This is a genomic window from Xanthomonas bonasiae, from assembly GCF_017163705.1.
GTDB lineage: Bacteria > Pseudomonadota > Gammaproteobacteria > Xanthomonadales > Xanthomonadaceae > Xanthomonas_A > Xanthomonas_A bonasiae.
This window is the reverse complement of the sequence record NZ_JAFIWB010000006.1, coordinates 70195-88571: the sequence shown is the minus strand read 5'-3', so window position 1 is coordinate 88571 and position 18377 is coordinate 70195. Positions and strand designations below refer to the sequence as shown.

At 70.3% G+C, this 18377-nt stretch carries 16 protein-coding genes; 8 read left to right on the top strand and 8 right to left on the bottom strand.

The window, feature by feature from the left end:
- Position 1 precedes the first annotated feature (1 nt).
- The 3 genes from xdhA to xdhC are packed head-to-tail and all read left to right on the top strand — an operon-like array spanning position 2 to position 4851.
- Complete coding sequence (xdhA, locus tag JR064_RS08430; RefSeq protein WP_206229426.1) at positions 2-1471, top strand: xanthine dehydrogenase small subunit; 1470 nt, start codon at positions 2-4, stop codon at positions 1469-1471.
- On the top strand, positions 1464-3794 hold the full coding sequence (xdhB, locus tag JR064_RS08425; RefSeq protein WP_206229425.1) for a xanthine dehydrogenase molybdopterin binding subunit: 2331 nt from the start codon (positions 1464-1466) through the stop codon (positions 3792-3794). The genes xdhA and xdhB overlap by 8 nt, the downstream gene beginning before the upstream one ends.
- Positions 3784-4851, top strand: coding sequence for a xanthine dehydrogenase accessory protein XdhC (gene xdhC / locus JR064_RS08420; protein WP_206229424.1), 1068 nt, complete (start codon positions 3784-3786; stop codon positions 4849-4851). The genes xdhB and xdhC overlap by 11 nt, the downstream gene beginning before the upstream one ends.
- Positions 4852-5521: 670 nt before the next feature.
- Here the strand turns inward: xdhC and cysK are convergent.
- Both cysK and cobA read right to left on the bottom strand, forming a co-directional pair.
- Positions 5522-6481, bottom strand: a complete 960-nt coding sequence (cysK, locus tag JR064_RS08415) for a cysteine synthase A (protein WP_179566752.1) — start codon at positions 6479-6481, stop codon at positions 5522-5524.
- 29 nt (positions 6482-6510) lie between these two features.
- Positions 6511-7728, bottom strand: coding sequence for a uroporphyrinogen-III C-methyltransferase (gene cobA, locus JR064_RS08410; protein ID WP_206229423.1), 1218 nt, complete (start codon positions 7726-7728; stop codon positions 6511-6513).
- A gap of 168 nt (positions 7729-7896) precedes the next feature.
- Here cobA and JR064_RS08405 point away from each other — a divergent pair, with 168 nt between their 5' ends.
- Both JR064_RS08405 and JR064_RS08400 read left to right on the top strand, forming a co-directional pair.
- Positions 7897-8880 carry a LysR family transcriptional regulator gene (locus tag JR064_RS08405; RefSeq protein ID WP_206229422.1) on the top strand — a complete coding sequence of 328 codons (984 nt, stop codon included), beginning with the start codon at positions 7897-7899 and terminating at the stop codon, positions 8878-8880.
- Between the two features lie 200 nt (positions 8881-9080).
- A complete protein-coding gene (locus JR064_RS08400; protein WP_179566746.1) occupies positions 9081-9668 on the top strand; it encodes an LURP-one-related family protein in 588 nt (195 codons plus the stop codon).
- 42 nt (positions 9669-9710) lie between these two features.
- On the opposite strand, the gene JR064_RS08395 is transcribed toward JR064_RS08400, so the two are convergent.
- From JR064_RS08395 to JR064_RS23065, 6 genes are all read right to left on the bottom strand, one after another.
- Entirely contained in the window at positions 9711-10919 is a 1209-nt protein-coding gene (locus tag JR064_RS08395; protein WP_206229421.1) for a sensor histidine kinase, read from the bottom strand.
- Positions 10920-10987: 68 nt separating this feature from the next.
- On the bottom strand, positions 10988-11725 hold the full coding sequence (gene arsH, locus JR064_RS08390; RefSeq protein ID WP_206229420.1) for an arsenical resistance protein ArsH: 738 nt from the start codon (positions 11723-11725) through the stop codon (positions 10988-10990).
- Complete coding sequence (arsC, locus tag JR064_RS08385; protein ID WP_206229419.1) at positions 11715-12140, bottom strand: arsenate reductase (glutaredoxin); 426 nt, start codon at positions 12138-12140, stop codon at positions 11715-11717. The genes arsH and arsC overlap by 11 nt, the downstream gene beginning before the upstream one ends.
- A gap of 34 nt (positions 12141-12174) precedes the next feature.
- A complete protein-coding gene (locus JR064_RS08380) occupies positions 12175-12507 on the bottom strand; it encodes an ArsR/SmtB family transcription factor (RefSeq protein WP_206229418.1) in 333 nt (110 codons plus the stop codon).
- A 108-nt stretch (positions 12508-12615) separates the two neighbouring features.
- The gene (locus JR064_RS08375; RefSeq protein WP_206229417.1) at positions 12616-13599 is read right to left on the bottom strand and encodes a DUF6976 family protein; all 984 of its coding nucleotides are present in this window, start codon (positions 13597-13599) and stop codon (positions 12616-12618) included.
- A gap of 11 nt (positions 13600-13610) precedes the next feature.
- Positions 13611-14048, bottom strand: a complete 438-nt coding sequence (locus JR064_RS23065) for a hypothetical protein (RefSeq protein ID WP_241092932.1) — start codon at positions 14046-14048, stop codon at positions 13611-13613.
- A 57-nt stretch (positions 14049-14105) separates the two neighbouring features.
- Between JR064_RS23065 and JR064_RS08365 the strand changes: the two genes are divergently transcribed.
- The 3 genes from JR064_RS08365 to JR064_RS08355 all read left to right on the top strand — a co-directional run bounded on the left by JR064_RS08365 (position 14106) and on the right by JR064_RS08355 (position 18126).
- Positions 14106-14516 (top strand): DUF2946 family protein, encoded by a 411-nt coding sequence (locus JR064_RS08365; protein WP_338123696.1) that lies wholly within the window; start codon positions 14106-14108, stop codon positions 14514-14516.
- Between the two features lie 68 nt (positions 14517-14584).
- A complete protein-coding gene (locus tag JR064_RS08360; RefSeq protein WP_241092931.1) occupies positions 14585-16645 on the top strand; it encodes a TonB-dependent receptor in 2061 nt (686 codons plus the stop codon).
- A complete protein-coding gene (locus JR064_RS08355) occupies positions 16645-18126 on the top strand; it encodes a PepSY-associated TM helix domain-containing protein (protein WP_206229416.1) in 1482 nt (493 codons plus the stop codon). Before JR064_RS08360 ends, JR064_RS08355 begins: the two co-directional genes overlap by 1 nt.
- Positions 18127-18377: the final 251 nt, after the last annotated feature.

Here is an 18377-nt window from a genome sequence, read left to right as displayed (position 1 = left end):
GATGGACGCGGTGCGGTTCCTGCTCGATGGGCAAGTGCTGGAACTGGATGCGGGGGATCCGACCGCCAGCGTGCTCGATCTGCTGCGCTACCGGCTCGGCCGCACCGGCAGCAAGGAAGGCTGCGCCGAGGGCGATTGCGGCGCGTGCACGGTGCTGGTCGGCGAACTGGCCGGTGCCGACGGCGCCGAGCGGGTGCGCTGGCGCGCGCTCAACGCCTGCATCCTGTTCGTGCCGATGCTCGACGGCAAGGCGCTGCTGACCGTGGAGAGCCTGGCCGCCGGGGGCGCGCTGCATCCGGTGCAGGACGAACTGGTGCAACGCCACGGCTCGCAATGCGGCTTCTGCACGCCCGGGTTCGTGATGTCGCTGTACGCGCGCAGCATCGGCGCGCTGGGCACCGAGCAGGCGGCAGTGGCCGACGTGATCGCCGGCAATCTGTGCCGTTGCACCGGCTATGGCCCGATCCTGGAGGCCGGCGCGGCGGTGCCGGTCGCGCCGCGCGACGATGCGGACACGCTCGCCGGCTTGCGCGCGCTGCGCCGCCGCACCACGCTGGCGCAAACGCACGCCGATCCGGCCGCCGGCCGCGTGCGCCGCAGCGTGGCCCCGCGCAGCGCCGACGAACTGGCGGCGTTGCTGCTGGAACGTCCCGACGCGCGCCTGGTCGCCGGCGCCACCGATGTCGGCCTGTGGGTGACCAAGCAGCAGCGCGTGCTCGACGATGTGGTGTTCATCGGCGACATCCCCGAGTTGCGCGAATTGCACGAAACACCCGACGGTCTGAACATCGGCGCCTGCGTGCGCTACAGCGAAGCGCATGCCGCATTGGCCACGTTGCACCCGGCGCTGGGCGAACTGCTGCGGCGCATCGGCGGGATCCAGGTGCGCAATGCCGGCACCATCGGCGGCAACATCGCCAACGGCTCGCCGATCGGCGACATGCCGCCGGCGCTGATCGCGCTCGGCGCCACGCTGACCCTGCGTCGTGGCGACGCACGGCGCAGCTTGCCGCTGGAGGAGTTCTTCCTGGCTTACGGCCGCCAGGCACGGCTGCCCGGCGAGTTCGTCGAAAGCGTCTACGTGCCGCGCCCGGCGGCCGCCACGCTGTATCGCGTGGACAAGCTCAGCAAACGCTTCGACAGCGATATCTCCGCGGTCTGCGGCGCGTTCGCGCTATGCATCGCCGATGGTGTGGTGACGCAGGCGCGGATCGCTTTCGGCGGCATGGCCGGCATTCCGCAGCGTGCGCGCGGCGCCGAACAGGCCTTGCGCGGCCAGCCCTGGAGCGAGGCAACGCTCGAGGCCGCCGCGGCCACGCTGGCGCAGGACTTCAGTCCGCTCAGCGATGCGCGCGGCTCGGCGGCGTATCGCCTGGCGGTGGCCGCGAACCTGCTGCGGCGGTTGTGGATCGGGCATGCGCATCCGCACGAACCGCTGTCGGTGCTGGCCTTGGAACTGGTCGATGGTTGAGGTCCCGGCTACCGCGGATGCGGCCTTGCCGCAGGTGCAGCGTTCGCTGCGCCACGACAGCGCGCAGGGGCATGTCAGCGGGCAGGCGCGCTACATCGACGACCTGCCCGAGCCGCCGGGCATGCTGCACCTGGCGTTCGGCCTGAGCGAACACGCGCATGCGCGTCTGCTGCGCATGGACCTGGCGCCGGTACGCGCGGCGCCCGGCGTGGTGGCGGTGTTCGCCGCCGCCGATATTCCCGGCGAGAACAACGTCGCCCCGGTCGCGCACGACGATCCGCTGTTCGCGCGCGACGACGTGCTCTATCACGGCCAGCCGCTGTTCGTCGTCGCTGCCGACAGCCACGCTGCGGCACGGCGCGCTGCGCGGCTGGCGCTGGTCGAGTACGCGCCGCTGCCGGCGCTGCTCAGCATCGCCGAGGCGCGCGCCGCCGGTGCGGTGCTGGAGCCGGCGCAGCGCATGGCGCGCGGTGGCGACGTCGATGCCGCCCTGGCCGCGGCGCCGCGGCGCTGCAGCGGCGCGCTGGAGATCGGCGGGCAGGAGCATTTCTATCTGGAAGGGCAGATCGCCGTGGCGTTGCCCGGCGAACAGGGCCAGCTGCATGTGCTGTCCTCGACGCAGCACCCGAGCGAAGTGCAGCACCTGATCGCGGAACTGCTCGGGCTGCGCAGCGCCGACGTGACCGTGGAGGTGCGGCGCATGGGCGGTGCGTTCGGCGGCAAGGAGACCCAGGCGGCGGCGCCGGCCGCGGCCTGCGCGCTGGTCGCCGCGCTGACCGGGCGCCCGGCCAAGCTGCGCTACGACCGCGACGACGACATGCGCATCACCGGCAAGCGCCACGACTTCCTGGTCGACTACAGCGTCGGCTTCGACCACGACGGCCGCATCCTGGCGCTGCGCCTGGAACTGGCCTCGCGCTGCGGCGCCACCACCGATCTGTCGTTGGCGATCAACGACCGCGCGATGTTCCATGCCGACAACTGCTACTGGCTGCCGGTGGTGGAGATCGTCTCGCACCGGCTGCGCACGCACACCGTGTCCAACACCGCGTTCCGCGGCTTCGGCGGGCCGCAGGGCATGCTGGCGATCGAGCGGGTGCTGGACGCGGTCGCCGCCGCGATGGGCCGCGATGCGCTGGCGGTGCGCCGCGCCAACCTGTACGCGGCGCCCGACCGCAACGTCACCCCGTACGGCATGACCGTGGAGGACAACGTCGCGCCGGCGCTGATCGAGGAACTGGCTGCGCGCACCGATTACGCCGCACGCCAGGCGGCAGTGGCCGCGTTCAACGCGCGCCACCGGGTGCTGAAGAAAGGCCTGGCGCTGACCCCGGTGAAGTTCGGCATCAGCTTCACCACCAGCCACCTCAACCAGGCCGGCGCGTTGGTGCTGGTCTATGCCGACGGCTCGGTGCAGCTCAACCACGGCGGCACCGAGATGGGCCAGGGGCTGATGATCAAGGTCGCGCAGATCGTCGCCGACGTGTTCGGCATCGAGACCGAGCGCGTGCGCATCACCGCCACGCGTACCGACAAGGTGCCCAACACCTCGGCCACCGCGGCGTCCTCGGGCACCGACCTCAACGGCATGGCCGCCTACAACGCGGCCAGCGACATCCGCGCGCGCCTGGCGGCGCTGGCCGCCGAGCGCGGCGGCGTGGCGCCGGAGCAGGTGCGCTTCGCTGCCGGCAAGGTCGTCGCCGGCAGCCTGGAACTGGAGTTCGGCGTGCTGTGCCGGCAGGCGCACATGGCGCGCATCTCGCTGGCGGCCAGCGGCTACTACGCCACGCCGAAGATCCACTACGATCGCGCCAGCCACCGCGGCCGCCCGTTCTACTACTTCGCCTACGGCGCGGCGCTGAGCGAAGTGGTGATCGACACGCTGACCGGCGAGCACAGGGTGCTGGCGGTGGACGTGCTGCACGACGTCGGCCGTTCGCTGAATCCGGCGATCGACCTGGGCCAGATCGAGGGCGGCTTCGTCCAGGGCATGGGCTGGCTGACCACCGAGGAGCTGGTCTACGACGCGCACGGCCGGCTGCTGACCCATGCGCCGTCCACCTACAAGATTCCCACCGCCAGCGATCGCCCGGCGCGGATGGACATCCGCCTGTGGCAGGCCGGCCGCAACGAAGAGGCGACCATCCATCGCTCCAAGGCGGTCGGCGAACCGCCGCTGATGCTGGCGATCTCGGTGTTCTCGGCGCTGACCCAGGCCGTGGCGGCGGCGGTGCCGGGCGCGGGCGTGCCGGCGCTGGACGCGCCGGCCACCCCGGAACGGATCCTGGCCGCGATCGCGGCGGGCAACGCCGATGCGCGCTGACTGGAGCCTGCAGGCCGAGGCGGCGTTGGCGCGTGGTGCGACCGCGCTGGTCACGGTGCTGGCCACCGCCGGTTCGACCCCGCGCGAGGCCGGCACGCGCATGCTGGTGAGCGCCGACGGCAGCATCGGCACCATCGGCGGCGGCGTGCTCGAGTGGCGCGCCTGCGCGCTGGCGCGCGAACTGCTGGCGCAACCGCCGGGCAGTTGGCGAGTGCAGGACTACACGCTGGGCGCGGCCGCGCCGGCGCGCGCCGTGCGCTGCAGCGGCAGTTGCGGCGAATGCGCAGCGCACGCCCAGGTCGACGATCTGCTCGGCCAGTGCTGCGGCGGCCGCGTGCGCCTGCTGCTGGAGCGGCTGGATCCGGCGCGCAGCGACTGGCTGCAAGAGGCGACGTTGGGACGCACGTTGCTGACCCGTCTGCTGCCTGACCGCCTCGATCACCGCATCGGCGATGCGCCACCGCAAGCGCTATCGCTGCGTGCACCGGCGCCCACGGCCGGTGCGCTGCTGGCGCAGGCGATCGGCCCACGGCGCACGCCGCTGTATCTGTTCGGCGCCGGCCACGTCGGCATCGCCATCGCGCATGCGCTGCACGGCCTGCCGTTCGCGCTGGACTGGTCCGATCCGCGCGCGGAGCTGGCGGCTGCCGCCGGCGCGGCGCATCTGGACGAATCCGCATTGCTCGCGTGCGCCGGCGCCGCGTCGGACGACGCGCTGCTGCTGATCCTGACCCACGATCATGCGCTGGACTATCGGCTCACCGCCGCGGCGCTGGCCGGACGTGCCGGCTTCGTCGGCCTGATCGGCTCGGCCTCCAAGCGCGCACGGTTCCTGTCGCGATTGCGCCACGACGGCCTGGGCGACGCCGCCCAGGCGCGGCTGACCTGTCCGATCGGCCTGCCCGGGATCGACGGCAAGGCCCCGGCGGTGATCGCGGTGGCGGTGGTCGCGCAGCTGTTGCTGCGCGCCTCGGCGTTGGCGGCGCAGCGTTCGATTGCGGATCAGGCGCAGAGGGACGCGCTGCCGCTGCCTCAAGCCGTGCACGCCGCACGCTGACATTGCCATTGTAGGAGCGGCTTCAGCCGCGACGAACGAAGTGAGAGAGGTTCGACTTCGGACACAGCCTGTCGGGGCTGAAGCCCCTCCTACAGTGCGCCCAGCCGGCTGTCCGAAGGCGCATGTAGGAGCGGCTTCAGCCGCGACGAGCGAAGTGGGGAGGTTCGACTTCGGACACAGCCTGTCGGGGCTGAAGCCCCTCCTACAGTGCACCCAGCCGGCTTTCCGAAGGCGCATGTAGGAGCGGCTTCAGCCGCGACGAACGAAGTGGGGAGGCTCGACTTCGGGCACAGCCTGTCGGGGCTGAAGCCCCTCCTACAGTGCGCCCAGCCCGCTGTCCTAAGGCGCATGTAGGAGCGGCTTCAGCCGCGACGAACGAAGTGGGGAGGTTCGACTTCGGACTCAGTCTGTCGGGGCTGAAGCCCCTCCTACAGTGCACCCCGCCGGCTGTCCGAAGGCGAATGTAGGAGCGGCTTCAGCCGCGACGAACGCAGCGGTGTTCTTTCCGATGCCGGAAAGCGTCGGGACTGAAGTCCCTCCCACATTGCACCCTGCCGACGCTGGAATCGGGGCGGAGCCGAAAGCTCCTCCTACGTGACGCCTCGCCGCTGTGATACTGCTTGCCTGGCCAGCGCAGCCGCACGCTGCGGCCGCGCCGTACCACGCGCCGTTACGGCAGCCCGGCCAGCCAGTCGTCGTCGGAGCCTTCGTTGATGTCGGCGAACAGCGGGGTGGAGAAGTAGCGCTCGCCGGTGTCCGGCAGCATCGCCAGGATCACCGAACCGGGCGCCGCGGTCTCGGCCACGCGCAGCGCGGTGGCCACGGTGGCGCCGCCGGAGATGCCGGTGAAGATGCCTTCCTCGGCGGCAAGACGGCGCGAGACGGAGATCGCATCGGTGTCCTCCACGCTCAGCACTTCGTCGTAGACCTCGCGGTTGAGCACCTCGGGCACGAAGTCCGGGGTCCAGCCCTGGATCTTGTGCGGCTTCCACTCCTGGCCCTGCAGCAAGGCCGCGCCGGCCGGCTCGGTGGCGGTGATGCGCACGTCCGGACGCGCCACGCGCAGCACTTCGCCGACGCCGGTGAGGGTGCCGCCGGTGCCCCAGCCGCTGACGAAGTGATCCAGCCGGCGGCCGGCGAAATCGCGCAGGATTTCCGCGGCGGTGGTGCTGCGGTGGTAGGCGGGGTTGGCCGGGTTGGCGAACTGGCGTGCGAGGAACCAGCCGTGCTGCTGGGCCAGTTCCTCGGCCTTGCGCACCATGCCGCTGCCGCGCTCGGCGGCCGGGGTCAGGATCACCTTGGCGCCGAACGCGCGCATCAGCTTGCGGCGCTCGATCGAGAAGGTCTCCACCATCGTCGCCACGAACTTGTAGCCGCGCGCGGCGGCGACCATCGCCAGGGCCACGCCGGTGTTGCCGGAGGTGGCTTCGACGATCGTATCGCCGGGCTTGAGCAGGCCCTTGGCCTCGGCGTCGAGCACGATCGCCAGCGCCAGGCGGTCCTTGACCGAGCCGCCAGGATTGAACGCCTCGACCTTGACGTACAGGCTCACGTGCTCGGGCGGCAGGCGGTGCAGCTTGACGATCGGGGTGTGGCCGATGGTGTCGAGGATGTTGTCGTAGATGGCCATGCGCAGGGTCTCCGGAAAAGGGATGCGGGTCAGGCGGCGTGGGCCAGGGTAGGCACGGCCGGCTTCGGGAAAGGTGAGGGCGGTGCGGTCAGCGGTGCGGCGCCGAACCAGTGCAGGGGGCTCGCCAGCGCGGCCACCTCGCCGAGGATCAGCAACGCCGGCGAGCGCACCTGGTGCGCGCGGGCGGTGTCGGGCAGGTCGGCCAGGGTGCCGACCACCACCCGCTGCTGCGGGCGCGAGCCGTTTTCCACCAGCGCAAACGGCGTGTCGGCGGCGCGGCCGGCGCGCAGCAGGCGTTCGCGCACCGTGTCCAGTCCGGCCACGCCCATGTACACCGCCAGGGTCTGCCGTTCCTGCGCCAGCGCGGCCCAGTCCAGCGTGTCGAACGATTCCTTGCAGTGCGCGGTGGCCAGGCGCAGCGACTGCGCGTGCTCGCGATGGGTCAGCGGGATGCCGGCGTAGGCCGCGCAGGCCAGCGCCGCGGTGATGCCCGGCACCACCGCGTAGGGCACGCCGTGCGCGCGCAGGTATTCCAGTTCCTCGCCGCCGCGGCCGAACACGAACGGATCGCCGCCCTTCAGCCGCACCACGCGGCGCCCGCGTCGCGCGTGCTCCAGCATTAGCGCGTGGATCTGCTCCTGGCGCACGCTGTGGCCGCTGGCCGACTTGCCGACTTCGATCCGTTCGGCGGTGCCAGGCAGCAGGTCCAGGATCGCGGCGCTGACCAGGCGGTCGTGCAGGACCACGTCGGCGCTGCGCAGCGCGCGCAGCGCGTTGAGCGTCAGCAGGCCGGGATCGCCGGGGCCGGCCCCGACCAGGGTCACCGTGCCGGGACGGATCGCGTGCGCCTGCGTTTCAGCCGCGGATGCGCCGATGCCGTCGCCGGCATCGTCCGCCGACGCCGTGGCTGCGGCCGTATCGGCTGCGCCGACCGCGTCCTGCGCCAGCACCCGCTGCGCGGCGGCAGCCTGCAGCGCCTGCCGGTTCACCGCGGGGTCGTCGCTGGCAGCGATCAGATACCACACCGCATCCAGCCAGGCGGCATCGAAGCGGCCGTGCAGCCACTGGACGCGTCCTGCATCGGCCCAGGCCTGCAACACCGGCGTCAGTGCCGGCGCGCCCAGCCGCGGCAGCGCGCCGGCGGCGAGCAACGCCTGCACCTGGCGTTCGGCGGCGGCACCGCCGCCGACCACCAGCACGGGCCGCTCGCGCAGGTCCGGATACAACGCAATCGGGGCAGGGCTCACGGCGGTCGCAACGCAGGAAGAAGGTGGGAGGCGTGACCGTAGCGCCGCCTTATAGCCTCCGGAAATGACTTCATGCCTGTACCAGATAGCTTTCGGTTATAAGGTGAGAGGCCCATTTCCACTACAGTCGTGGCTGCTCCCGCCAGGCGGCGCCTCGCCCTCGCTCCGATGACGCTGACCCAACTCCGCTACCTCGTCGCCATCGCCGATGCCGATCTCAACATCACCCTGGCCGCGGCACGCGTGCACGCCACCCAGCCGGGGCTGTCCAAGCAGCTCAAGCAGCTGGAGGACGAACTCGGCTTCCTGCTGTTCGTGCGCAAGGGCCGCAGCCTGGAGATGGTGACCCCGGCCGGCCGCGAAGTGATCGAGCGCGCCCGCGCGGTGCTGGCCGAGGCCAACAACATCCGCACCTACGCCGCCAACCAGCGCCGCGAGAGCCAGGGCCAGCTGACCCTGACCACCACCCACACCCAGGCGCGCTTCGTGCTGCCGCCGGCGGTGGCGCAGATCAAGCAGGCGTATCCGCAGGTCAGCGTGCATCTGCAGCAGGCCGCCGAGAGCGCGGCGCTGGACCTGCTCAGCCAGGGCGACGCCGACATCGCCATCGTCAGCACCGCCGGCAGCGAGCCGGGCGCCGGCATCGCGGTGCCGTTGTACCGCTGGCGGCGGCTGGTGCTGGTGCCGCGCGGGCATGCGCTGGACGTGCCCAAGCGGGTGCCGGACATGGCCGCGCTGGCAGCGCAGCCGCTGATCAGCTACGAATCCTCGACCCGCTCCGGCTCCTCGTTGCAGCGCGCGTTCGCCCGGCTCGGGCTGGAGCCGAGCATCGCCCTGACCGCGCTCGACGCGGACCTGATCAAGACCTACGTGCGTGCCGGGCTCGGCGTCGGCCTGCTCGCGGAAATGGCGGTGCATGCCGGCGATACCGACCTGCGCGCCTGGCCGGCGCCGCCGGAGATCCCCGAGTGCATCGCCTGGGCGGTGCTGCCGCGCGACCGCGTGCTGCGCGACTACGCGCTGGAACTGGTGCATGTGCTGGCGCCGCAGATCGACACCCGCGACCTGCGCCGGGTCATGGAAGGCAACCAGGAGCCGGACTGGCCGACCCCGCCGACCTGGGAAGAGCTGACCCAGACCATCACCAGCTGAGCGGCGCTGCTGCGGCGTCTTCGCCGCGCCTGGCGCTTGCCGCTCCAGTCGGGCGATATCCGCAGCGGCGCTCGCCGCTGGCGCCGCGCACACGGCGCGCTCGTCGCTGCGCGCCGATGCCGTGCCGTTCGGGCATGCCATTGCCATCCTTGCGCGCGGCCGCTACGGTGCGCGCTCTTTTACCCGAAACAAGGATGTCCATGCACCCCGTCCTCCAGCAGAACCTGTTCTTCGTCAAGGAGCAGGTCGGCATGTTCAAGGCCGCCAACAACTACGACGTGTTCGATCCGCAGAGCAACCAGAAGGTGCTCGAATGCCGCGAGCCGAACCTGGGCCTGTTCACCAAGATCTTCCGTTTCAGCGACTACAAGCGCATGACCCCGTTCCATGTGGAGGTGCGCACCCCGAACGGGCAGAAGGTGCTGACGGTCAAGCGCGGTTTCTCGCTGTTCCTGTCCAAGGTCGAGGTGCTGGACGAGCACGATCGCCTGGTCGGTTCCTTCAGCCAGAAGTTCTTCTCCATCGGCGGCAAGTTCGACGTGCTCGATGCGCGCGAGAAGCTGGTGTGCACGCTGCGCGGCAAATGGACCAGTTGGGATTTCCGCTTCGTGCAGGGCGAGCGCGAACTGGCGCGGGTGTCCAAGAAGTGGGCCGGGCTGGGCAAGGAGCTGTTCACCTCGGCCGACAACTACATGCTCGCGATCGAGAATGCGGTGCCGAGCGAGGACGACGTGCGCATCCTGATCATGGCCGCGGTGTTGTGCATCGACATGGTGCTGAAGGAATAACCCGCAGTGCCGCGCGCCACGGTGCGCGCGGTGCGGTGGCGCTCAGGCCTTGGTCGCGCTCGCCAGCGGCAGCGTGACCGAGAAGCGGCTGCCCTGGCCCGGGCGGCTGCGCACCTCGACACTGCAGCCCAGCGTCTCGGCGGTGCGGCGCACGATCCACAGTCCCAGGCCGAGCCCTTCGCTGCGCGGATCGGCCTGGCGGAACGCCTGGAACAGGGTGCGCAGGCTGTCGCCGTCCATGCCGATGCCGCTGTCGATGATCTCCACCACCACGTGATCGCGCCGGCGCCGGCAGCCGATCAGCACCGAGCCGTGCTCGGTGTACTTGACCGCGTTGCCGAGCAGGTTGCCGAGCAACGTGGCCAGCAGCGTGGCGTGGCTGCGCACGCGCAGTTTGGTCGGCACGTAGCGCAGCCGCAGTCCCTTGGCCGCGGCCTGCGGCCGCCAGGTGTCCAGGATCGGGCCGAGCAGCTCGCCCAGGGCCACCTCGCCCTGCACCGGCAGGCTGTGCTCACCGCCGGCGACCGCGCTGGTGGCGAGATCGTCCAGGCCGGCGGCGACCTGGTTCAGCGCCTTGCGCGCCTCGTCCAGCGGCACGCTGCCGACCGCATCGAGCTGGCGCTGGACCTTGGCCAACGCATAGGACGCCGTGCGCAGCGGCGTCTTCAGGTCGTGGCCGGCGATGGCCAGCAGGCGGCTGCGGTAATGGTTGGATTCCTGCGCCAGCGCCAGTGCCTTGCGCAGTTCCAGCTGCGCCATCGCCTGCCGCGCCAGCGCGCGCAGCGCTTCGATCTGTTCGTAGGTCAGCTGCCGCGCGCGCCGGTCGAGCACGCAGACGGTGCCCAGCGGCAGGCCGTCGGAGGTCTTCAGCAAGGCGCCGGCGTAGAAATGCAGGCGTTCCGCGCCGGTGACCAGCGGATTGGAGGCGAAGCGCGGATCCTCGCGCGTATCCGGCACCAGCAGCAGGTCGTCCTCGAGCAATGCGTGCGCGCACAGCGAGGTCGCCAGCGGGGTTTCCCGGGTGCCCAGGCCGATCTCGCTCTTGAACCACTGCCGCTCGCTGTCGATCAGGTTGACCACCGCGATCGGGGTCTGGCAGATCATCGCCGCCAGGCGGGTGATGTCGTCGAAGGCCGGCTCGCGCGGCGTGTCCAGGATCGCGTAGCTATGCAACGCGTCCAGGCGCAGCGTTTCGTTGCCGGGCTTGGCGGCGCAATAGACCGGGCCGGCAGCGGGTGCGACGGAAGACATGCGAACGGCTCGGCGACGGTGAGTCGCTCAGTCTATGGTACCGATCACACATTTTGACGACGCGGTCTTCACGTCGACGCAACGACCGCCGGCGGTGCCGCGCCCGATGCCGCGGCCAGGGAATCGGTGCCCGGCCGGCGTTCGCTGTAGCGGTCGACCAGGTACGGCGCCAGGTCGCGGGTGAGCAGGGTGAACTTGAGCAGTTCCTCCATCACGTCCACCAGCCGGTCGTAATAGGGCGAGGGAAGCATCCGTCCGGGGGGATCGAATTCCTGCCAGGCCTTGGCCACCGACGACTGGTTGGGGATGGTCAGCAGGCGCATCCAGCGGCCGAGCACGCGCATCTGGTTGAGCGCATTGAACGACTGCGAGCCGCCGGACACCTGCAGCAGCGCCAGGGTCTTGCCCTGGGTGGGGCGCAGCGCGCCCTGGCTGAGCGGGATCCAGTCGATCTGCGCCTTGAGCACGCCGCTCATCGCGCCGTGCCGTTCCGGCGAGGACCAGACCATGCCTTCGCTCCACAGGGTCAGCTCGCGCAGTTCCTGCACTTTCGCATCGCTGTCTGGGGCGGCGTCGGGCAGCGGCAGGCCGCGCGGATCGAACAGGCGCGTTTCCGCGCCCATCGCCTGCAGCAGCCGCGCCGCTTCCAGCGCCAGCAGCTTGCTGTAGGAGCGCTCGCGCAACGAGCCGTACAGCAGCAGGATGCGCGGCGGATGCGTGGCGCGGGCGGCGCTCAGCGCCAGCGGATCCGGGCGCACGAACGCGGCCGGGTCCAGGTTCGGCAGCTCGGACAGGTCAACCGACACGGCGGCCGTCCGCGTCGATCAGGGGTTCGCCGTCTTCCTTGGCGAAGGCGCCGCGCTGCGGCGAGGGCAGGATCTCCAGCACCGTTTCCGACGGCCGGCACAGGCGCGTGCCCAGTGCGGTGACCACGATCGGCCGGTTGATCAGGATCGGGTGCTGCAGCATCGCGTCGAGCAATGCGTCGTCGCTCAGCGCCGGGTCGTCCAGACCCAGTTCGGCGTAGGGCGTGCCCTTCTGCCGGATCGCCTCGCGCAGCGGGATGCCCAGTGCTGCGATCAGCGCCTGCAGGGTGGCGCGGTCCGGCGGGGTCTTCAGGTATTCGACCACGGTCGGTTCCGCGCCGCTGTTGCGGATCAGTCCGAGGACATTGCGCGAGGTGCCGCAGGCGGGGTTGTGGTAGATCGTGATGGCGCTCATCGGGACTCGGTGCGATAGGGAGGAGGGCGCTGCGCTATGGCACGCGCGCGGCGGCGGGCGCTGCAGCGTCGGGGGAACAGCTGCCATTGCCGCAGCAGTTTTCGGTCAGGAAGCCGATCAGCGCGTACATGCGCGCGTAGTCGGCGCGCAGCCGGATCACCCGGCCCTGGCGTTCGTCGGCGATCAGGCCGGCCCCGCGCAGCACGTGCAGGTGCGCGGTCAGCGTCGCCGCGGGCAGGCCCAATGCGGCGCGCAATTCGCCCACCGCCATGCCGTCCGGCCCGGCCTGGACCAGCGCACGGTAGGCGGCCAGGCGGTGCCCGTGGGCGAGCGCGCGCAGGGCGGAAACGGTGCTGTCGGCGTCCATCAATTCGATAATTCCAGAAATTACGAAATGAAGCAAGCGCGTGGCCCCGTTCCACAAACGACGGCGGGCGCATCGCTGCGCCCGCCGGGTGGAGCCGTTGTGCGGCGCTCAGGTCGGCATGTCCTCGATCTGCAGGTACACCATGGTCTGGTTGAGCAACTGGTAGGCCACTTCGCCGAAGGTCACCGGTCCGATCAGTTCGCCGGTGCGCTTGCCCTCCAGTTCCGAATACAGGAAGTTGAGGATGCAGTTGCAGCTGAACTCGGGGCTGCTCACGGTCTGTGGCAACTGCCGCGAGAATTCCTCGACGTAGTTGGCCACCGGTGCAGCGATGCGGTACTCCACGCCGCGGAACACCGGCGCGTACAGCGTGACCTTGCGTCCGTCCTGGTCGATCGACTGGATGCTGGCGTTGATCTTCTCGCCGTTGTAGTCGGCGACCAGCGGCAGCCGCACGTCGATCTGGTTGGCGGTGAGGTACTCGGCGAAGTCGCGCGGCTCGCCGTTGACCAGCGCCTGGCCGACGTCGAAGCCGTCCTGCGCGAAGGTGATCACGTCGCCGTCGCCCTGCTCGAAGCAGTTGACGATCCCGACCGAGACCATCTTGTCCTCCGGCAGCGTCGCGTGCAGCGCCACGCAGCCTTCGCTGTAGGATTTGCCGCTGGTGCCGTCGTAGATGCGCGGCGCCAGCTTGCCCAGGTCCGCCAGGTCCACGCCGGACACCCAGCCGACGATGTTCTTCATGAACAGTCCGGGGTAGTCGGGCGAATCCTGCGCATAGCGCACGTGCGCCTGGCTGGTCGCCGGCAGGATGATCACGCTGAAGCCGTGATCGGGCGAGTCGCTGGCGATGGACGGCAGTTCGCCCACGTCGTACCAGCGCACGCTCGAGCCGCTGACGCAAGGGTCCTGCTCGCTGACGAAGATCAGTTCGCGGCTGTGGGTGCCGCCTTGCTTGTCCATGAAATAGGGGATGGTGCCGCCGATCCAGTTGCCCTTGGGCAGGCTGTCGAGCAGGGCCTGGTCGCCGGCCAGGTACAGCGTGGCGCCGGATTGGATCTTCTGCGCCGCTTGTTCGCGTGTCATCAGCATGTCGCTTCTCCTCAGAAGTGGGCCTGCAGCTCGGCCTTGTAGAGATTTTCGTATTTGCTGAAGAACGCGTGCGCCTCGTCGATGCAGGCCTGTACGGTCTGCGGCGACGCATCGCTTTTCAACTTGCGCGCGCACTGGCTCAGCATCATGTTCCCGGCGAATACCTTGAACTGCAGCTTGGTATCGCCGCGGAGCAGCGGAACCCACTTGGGATGGCTTTTACTCGGAATCATCTTCGTCCCTCCACGGATGAAGTCTTCGAATGGCCGACGCACAGGCGTGGCTTCGGTGCAGGTATCGACACGGCACCACAGGGCTTGAGCACCGCGCCACGCTGTAAGCGATTCCTGTCGCCGAAGTGGGGGCTGGGTCACTGCCGCGGCCGGATCGGCGCGCCGTGTGCGGTCGCCCGGCGGCATGCACACCGCGCGTCCCGCCTTGCCGCACATGCGTCAAGCTGTCGCAGGGCCTTCCGCGAGCCCGGCAATAGGCCCTAGACTGCGGCGGTGATCCGTCGCCGCCAGCCAACGTCGCTTTGGGGAACGCTCGCCCTGCTGGCGATCGCGCTGATGCTGGCTGCGCCGTTGCTGAGCCGTTGGCAGCAGGCGCGGTCCGGCGACTGGGCCGCTGCCGCGGCGGAGGCGCTGTGCACCAGCCGCGGCCTGCAATCGGTGCTTGCGTTGCCTGCGGCGTCGTCGCCTGCCCACGCCGGCGTCCATGACGACGGCGGCATGGCGCACGAGCAGGCGTGCGATTACTGCCTGCTGGCCGCGCGCCTGCTGCCCTTGCTGGCGTTGCTGTTGCTGGTGTTGCCGTGGTTGCGCCAGCGCGTGCCGCTGGCCGCGCCGCGCGCGCCGGTGGTGGACACGGGCATCTGGCGCGCTCACGCCGCACGCGGGCCTCCGCTGTACTCCTGAAACACGAACGGCTGTTCTTTCGTGCCGTGGCGTCGCCGCGGCGCGTCTTCGTGCTGATGGAGCCATCGATGATCCGTTTCTTTTCCGTGCCGCGTCTGGCGGCGTACGGCTGCGCCTGTTTCGCGGCCAGCGTCTCCCTGCCGACGCATGCCGGCGACGGCGGCGTGCAACCGCCCGTCGGCGATTCCGCCTTGACCCTGGGCAAGGTCCAGGTCCGGGCCGATCCGCTGTCCTTGCCGACCGCGCGCAGCGTTCTCAGTTCCGTGGACATCCTCGGCGGCGACCTGCTGCAGGACCAGCATGTGGACTACAGCTGGGAGCTGCTGATGCGCGCGCCCGGGGTGCAGGTCACCCAGTTCAAGATGGGCACCGACGCCGGCCGTTTCTCGTTCCGCGGCTTCAACGGCGAAGGCCGGGTCAACGCGGTCAAGCTGCTGATCGACGGCGTTCCCAGCAACGACAACGCCGGCGGCATGCCGTACCTGGATGCGGTGTTTCCGCTGGACATCGCCGCGATCGAGATCGTGCGCGGCACCAACGATCCGCGCTACGGCTTGAACGCCATCGCCGGCAGCGTCGATGTGCTGACCCGCAGCGGTGGCAACGACGGCCGCGCCAGCGTCACCGCCGGCAGCTTCGGCACGCGCGAGGTGCAGGCCAGCCAGGGCATCGAACGTGGCGGCTGGAGCCAGAACTATTTCGCCGCCTGGCGCGACAGCGACGGCTACCGCGACCATGCCGACGCGCGCAAGCGGGCCTTCGCCGGCAAGTGGTTCTACACCGCGCCGGACGCGGCCTGGCGGGCCGGGCTCAGTGCGCGCTACTACCGCAACGAAGCGCTGGAAGCGGGCTATCTGGACTACGCCAGCGCGCAACGCGCATCGCGCAGCTCGCCCGACTATGCGCGCGACGACCGCAGCGAACGCCAGACCGGGCAGGTGAGCCTGCACCTGGATGCGCAACTGGCCGATGCCGTGCAGGGCAGCGCCACGCTGTACTGGAATCGCTACCAGAACCAGCGCTGGGTGCGCTTCACCGCCGCCGGCGCGCAGCAGGAGCGCGATACCGACGAGACCCAGCGCGGTTTCCTGGCCAAGGCCAGCTGGCGTCCCGAAGTGGACTGGGCGACGTCGTTCGCGCTGGAAGGCGGCGTCGACGGGCAATGGCAGGACAACACCTCGCAACGCTATCGCACGGTGGCGCGGGTGCGCACCGCGCCGCTGCGCGACTGGGATTTCGATCTGGAAACGCGCGGGGTCTATGTGCAGGCGGTGATCCGCCCGTTCGAGCGTTTGCAACTGGTGCCGGCCTACCGCGTGGACTGGGTCGACGGTAGCTTCCGCGACCGGCTCGGCGGTGCGCGCTACCCGGCCTACGCCTACGGCGCGATCAAGCAGCCCAAGCTCAGCGCGGTGTTCGCGCTGACCGCGCAGACCAGCGCCTATGCCAACCTGGGCCGCACCTTCCAGATCGGCAGCGGCAACGGCGCCTACCGCAGCCAGCCCGGCAACCTGGCGCCGTCGTACAACGACGGCTGGGAAGCCGGCCTGAAGTTCGCCGACGCCAAGCGACTGGACGCGCGCATCGCCTATTGGGAGCAGCGCGCGTCCGACGAGGTGGCGACCATCCTCGGCGTCGATGGCACGGTCGGCACCGGCGAGGTCGGCAACGTCGGCAAGACCTTGCCCCGCGGTTGGGATGCGCAGCTGACCCTGCGTCCTGACGAGCGCTGGACGCTGTGGCTGGCGTATTCGCGTCAGCGCGCGCTGATCGTCACGCCCGATCCGAGCGCGCCGGCCACGCGCGGCAAGGAGATCGAGAACGTGCCGCACTACCTGGCCACCGCCGGCATCGACTGGCAGGCCACGCCGCGGCTGAAGCTGTCGGCCTGGGGCAATGCGCAGGGCGACTACTATCTGGAACGCAGCAATACGCTGGGCCGCTACGGCGGCTACGCGCTGGCCAATGTCGGCGCGACGTGGGCATGGCGCGCGCAGCGCGAGCTGTCGCTGCAGCTGAAGAACCTGACCGATCGCCACTACGTCTACGCCTGGTACGACAGCGGCTCGTCCGGCTACTCGCCGGGCGACGGCCGCGCGTTGTACGCCAGCCTCAGTTGGGGATGGTGATGGCGATGCCGAACCCGACGGCGGCGCCGCCGGCGCGCTTCTACCGCGCCGTGTGGCGCTGGCATTTCTACGCCGGCCTGCTGGTGCTGCCATTGCTGGCGTGGCTGGCGCTGACCGGTGCCGCCTTCGTCTACCAGCAGCCGATCGATGGCTACTTCCACCGTGCGCTTAAGACGGTGCAGGTGCCGGCGCAGGCACGGGCCGTCGCGCCGCAGCGCCTGCTTGAGGTGGCGCTGGCGGCGCAGCCTGGGCAGGCATTGCGCTACACCACGCCGCTGCGGCGCGACGCGTCGGCGGAAGTGACCGTGGGGACCGCCGATGCCCGCCGCGTGGTGGTGTACGTGGATCCGTATCGATCGCGCGTGCTGGGCAGCTTGCCCGAGCACGGCACGGTGGCGTGGACGATCCGGCGCCTGCACAGTCTCGCGCTGGTCGGGCCGTGGGCCAGCGCACTGATCGAAGTGGCCGCGGGCTGGGCGATCCTGCTGGTGCTGACTGGCGTCTACCTGTGGTGGCCGCGCGGCCGCCGCGGCGGCGTCACGACGGTGCGCGGACGGCCGCCGCAACGCGTGTTCTGGCGCGATACGCATGCGCTGACCGGCAGCGTGGTCGGCGCGATGCTGCTGTTCCTGGCGCTGACCGGGATGCCGTGGTCATGGTTCTGGGGCGCGCAGGTCAACCGTCTCGCCAATGGCCACCACTATGGCTATCCGGCTGGCCTGCGCGTGGACGTGCCGATGTCCACGCAACGCCTGAGCGACGCAGAGGTGCCGGCCTGGTCGCTGCGCCAGGCGCGGTTGCCGCAGTCGCAGCTGCCGCAGACTGCAGCGATGCCGATGCCGATGCCCGCGGCGGCGAATGCGGCTGCGGCTTCGGCATCGAGCGTGGCGGACAACGGCAACGATGCGCATGCGGAGCATGCCGCGCATGGCGGCATGGAGATGAACGCCATGGAGGCGATGGCGCCGGCGCCCGGCGCCATCGGCCTGGACGCGGCGGTGGCGCGGTTCCAGGCGCGGGGTATCGCCGCCGGCTACAGCGTGGCGCTGCCGCGTGGCGTGCGCGGTGTCTACACCGCGTCGGTGTATCCGCCGGATCTTGCACAGCAGCGGGTGATCCACCTGGACCAGTACAGCGGCAAGGTGCTGCTGGACATGCGCTACGCCGATTACGGGCCCATGGCGAAGGCCTTGGAATGGGGTATCAACGTGCACCTGGGGCAGCAATACGGCACGTTCAATCAGCTGCTGCTGATCGTCTCGTGCATCGGCATCCTGCTGTTGTGCGTCAGCGCCGCGCTGATGTGGTGGAAGCGGCGCCCGGCCGGCGGATTGGGCGTGCCGCCGCTGCCGGCGGACCGGCGCACCTTGCGCGGCGTGCTCGTGCTGCTGGCGATCGGCGGCGTGTTGTTCCCGCTGGTCGGGGTGTCGCTGTTGCTGATGCTGGCGGTGGATTGGTGGTGGGTGCTGCGGCGGGAGTGAGGCGGTGCTGTTTGGCGCATGGGGTTCGCAGCCAATTCGCTGGGTGTACTGCGTGAGGACGTCGGTCCCGATGGCATCAGCATCAGAATCCGCAAGGTTCCTCGTTCTGCTCGTCGCGACTGAAGTCGCTCCCACAAGGGGCTCGCGGTCGGCTCACCGGGTGCCCTGTGGGAGGGACTTCAGTCCCGACGGCGTCCGAAGTCGGGAGGTTCGCCGCTGCGTTTGTCGCGGCTGAAGCCGCTCCTACAGGA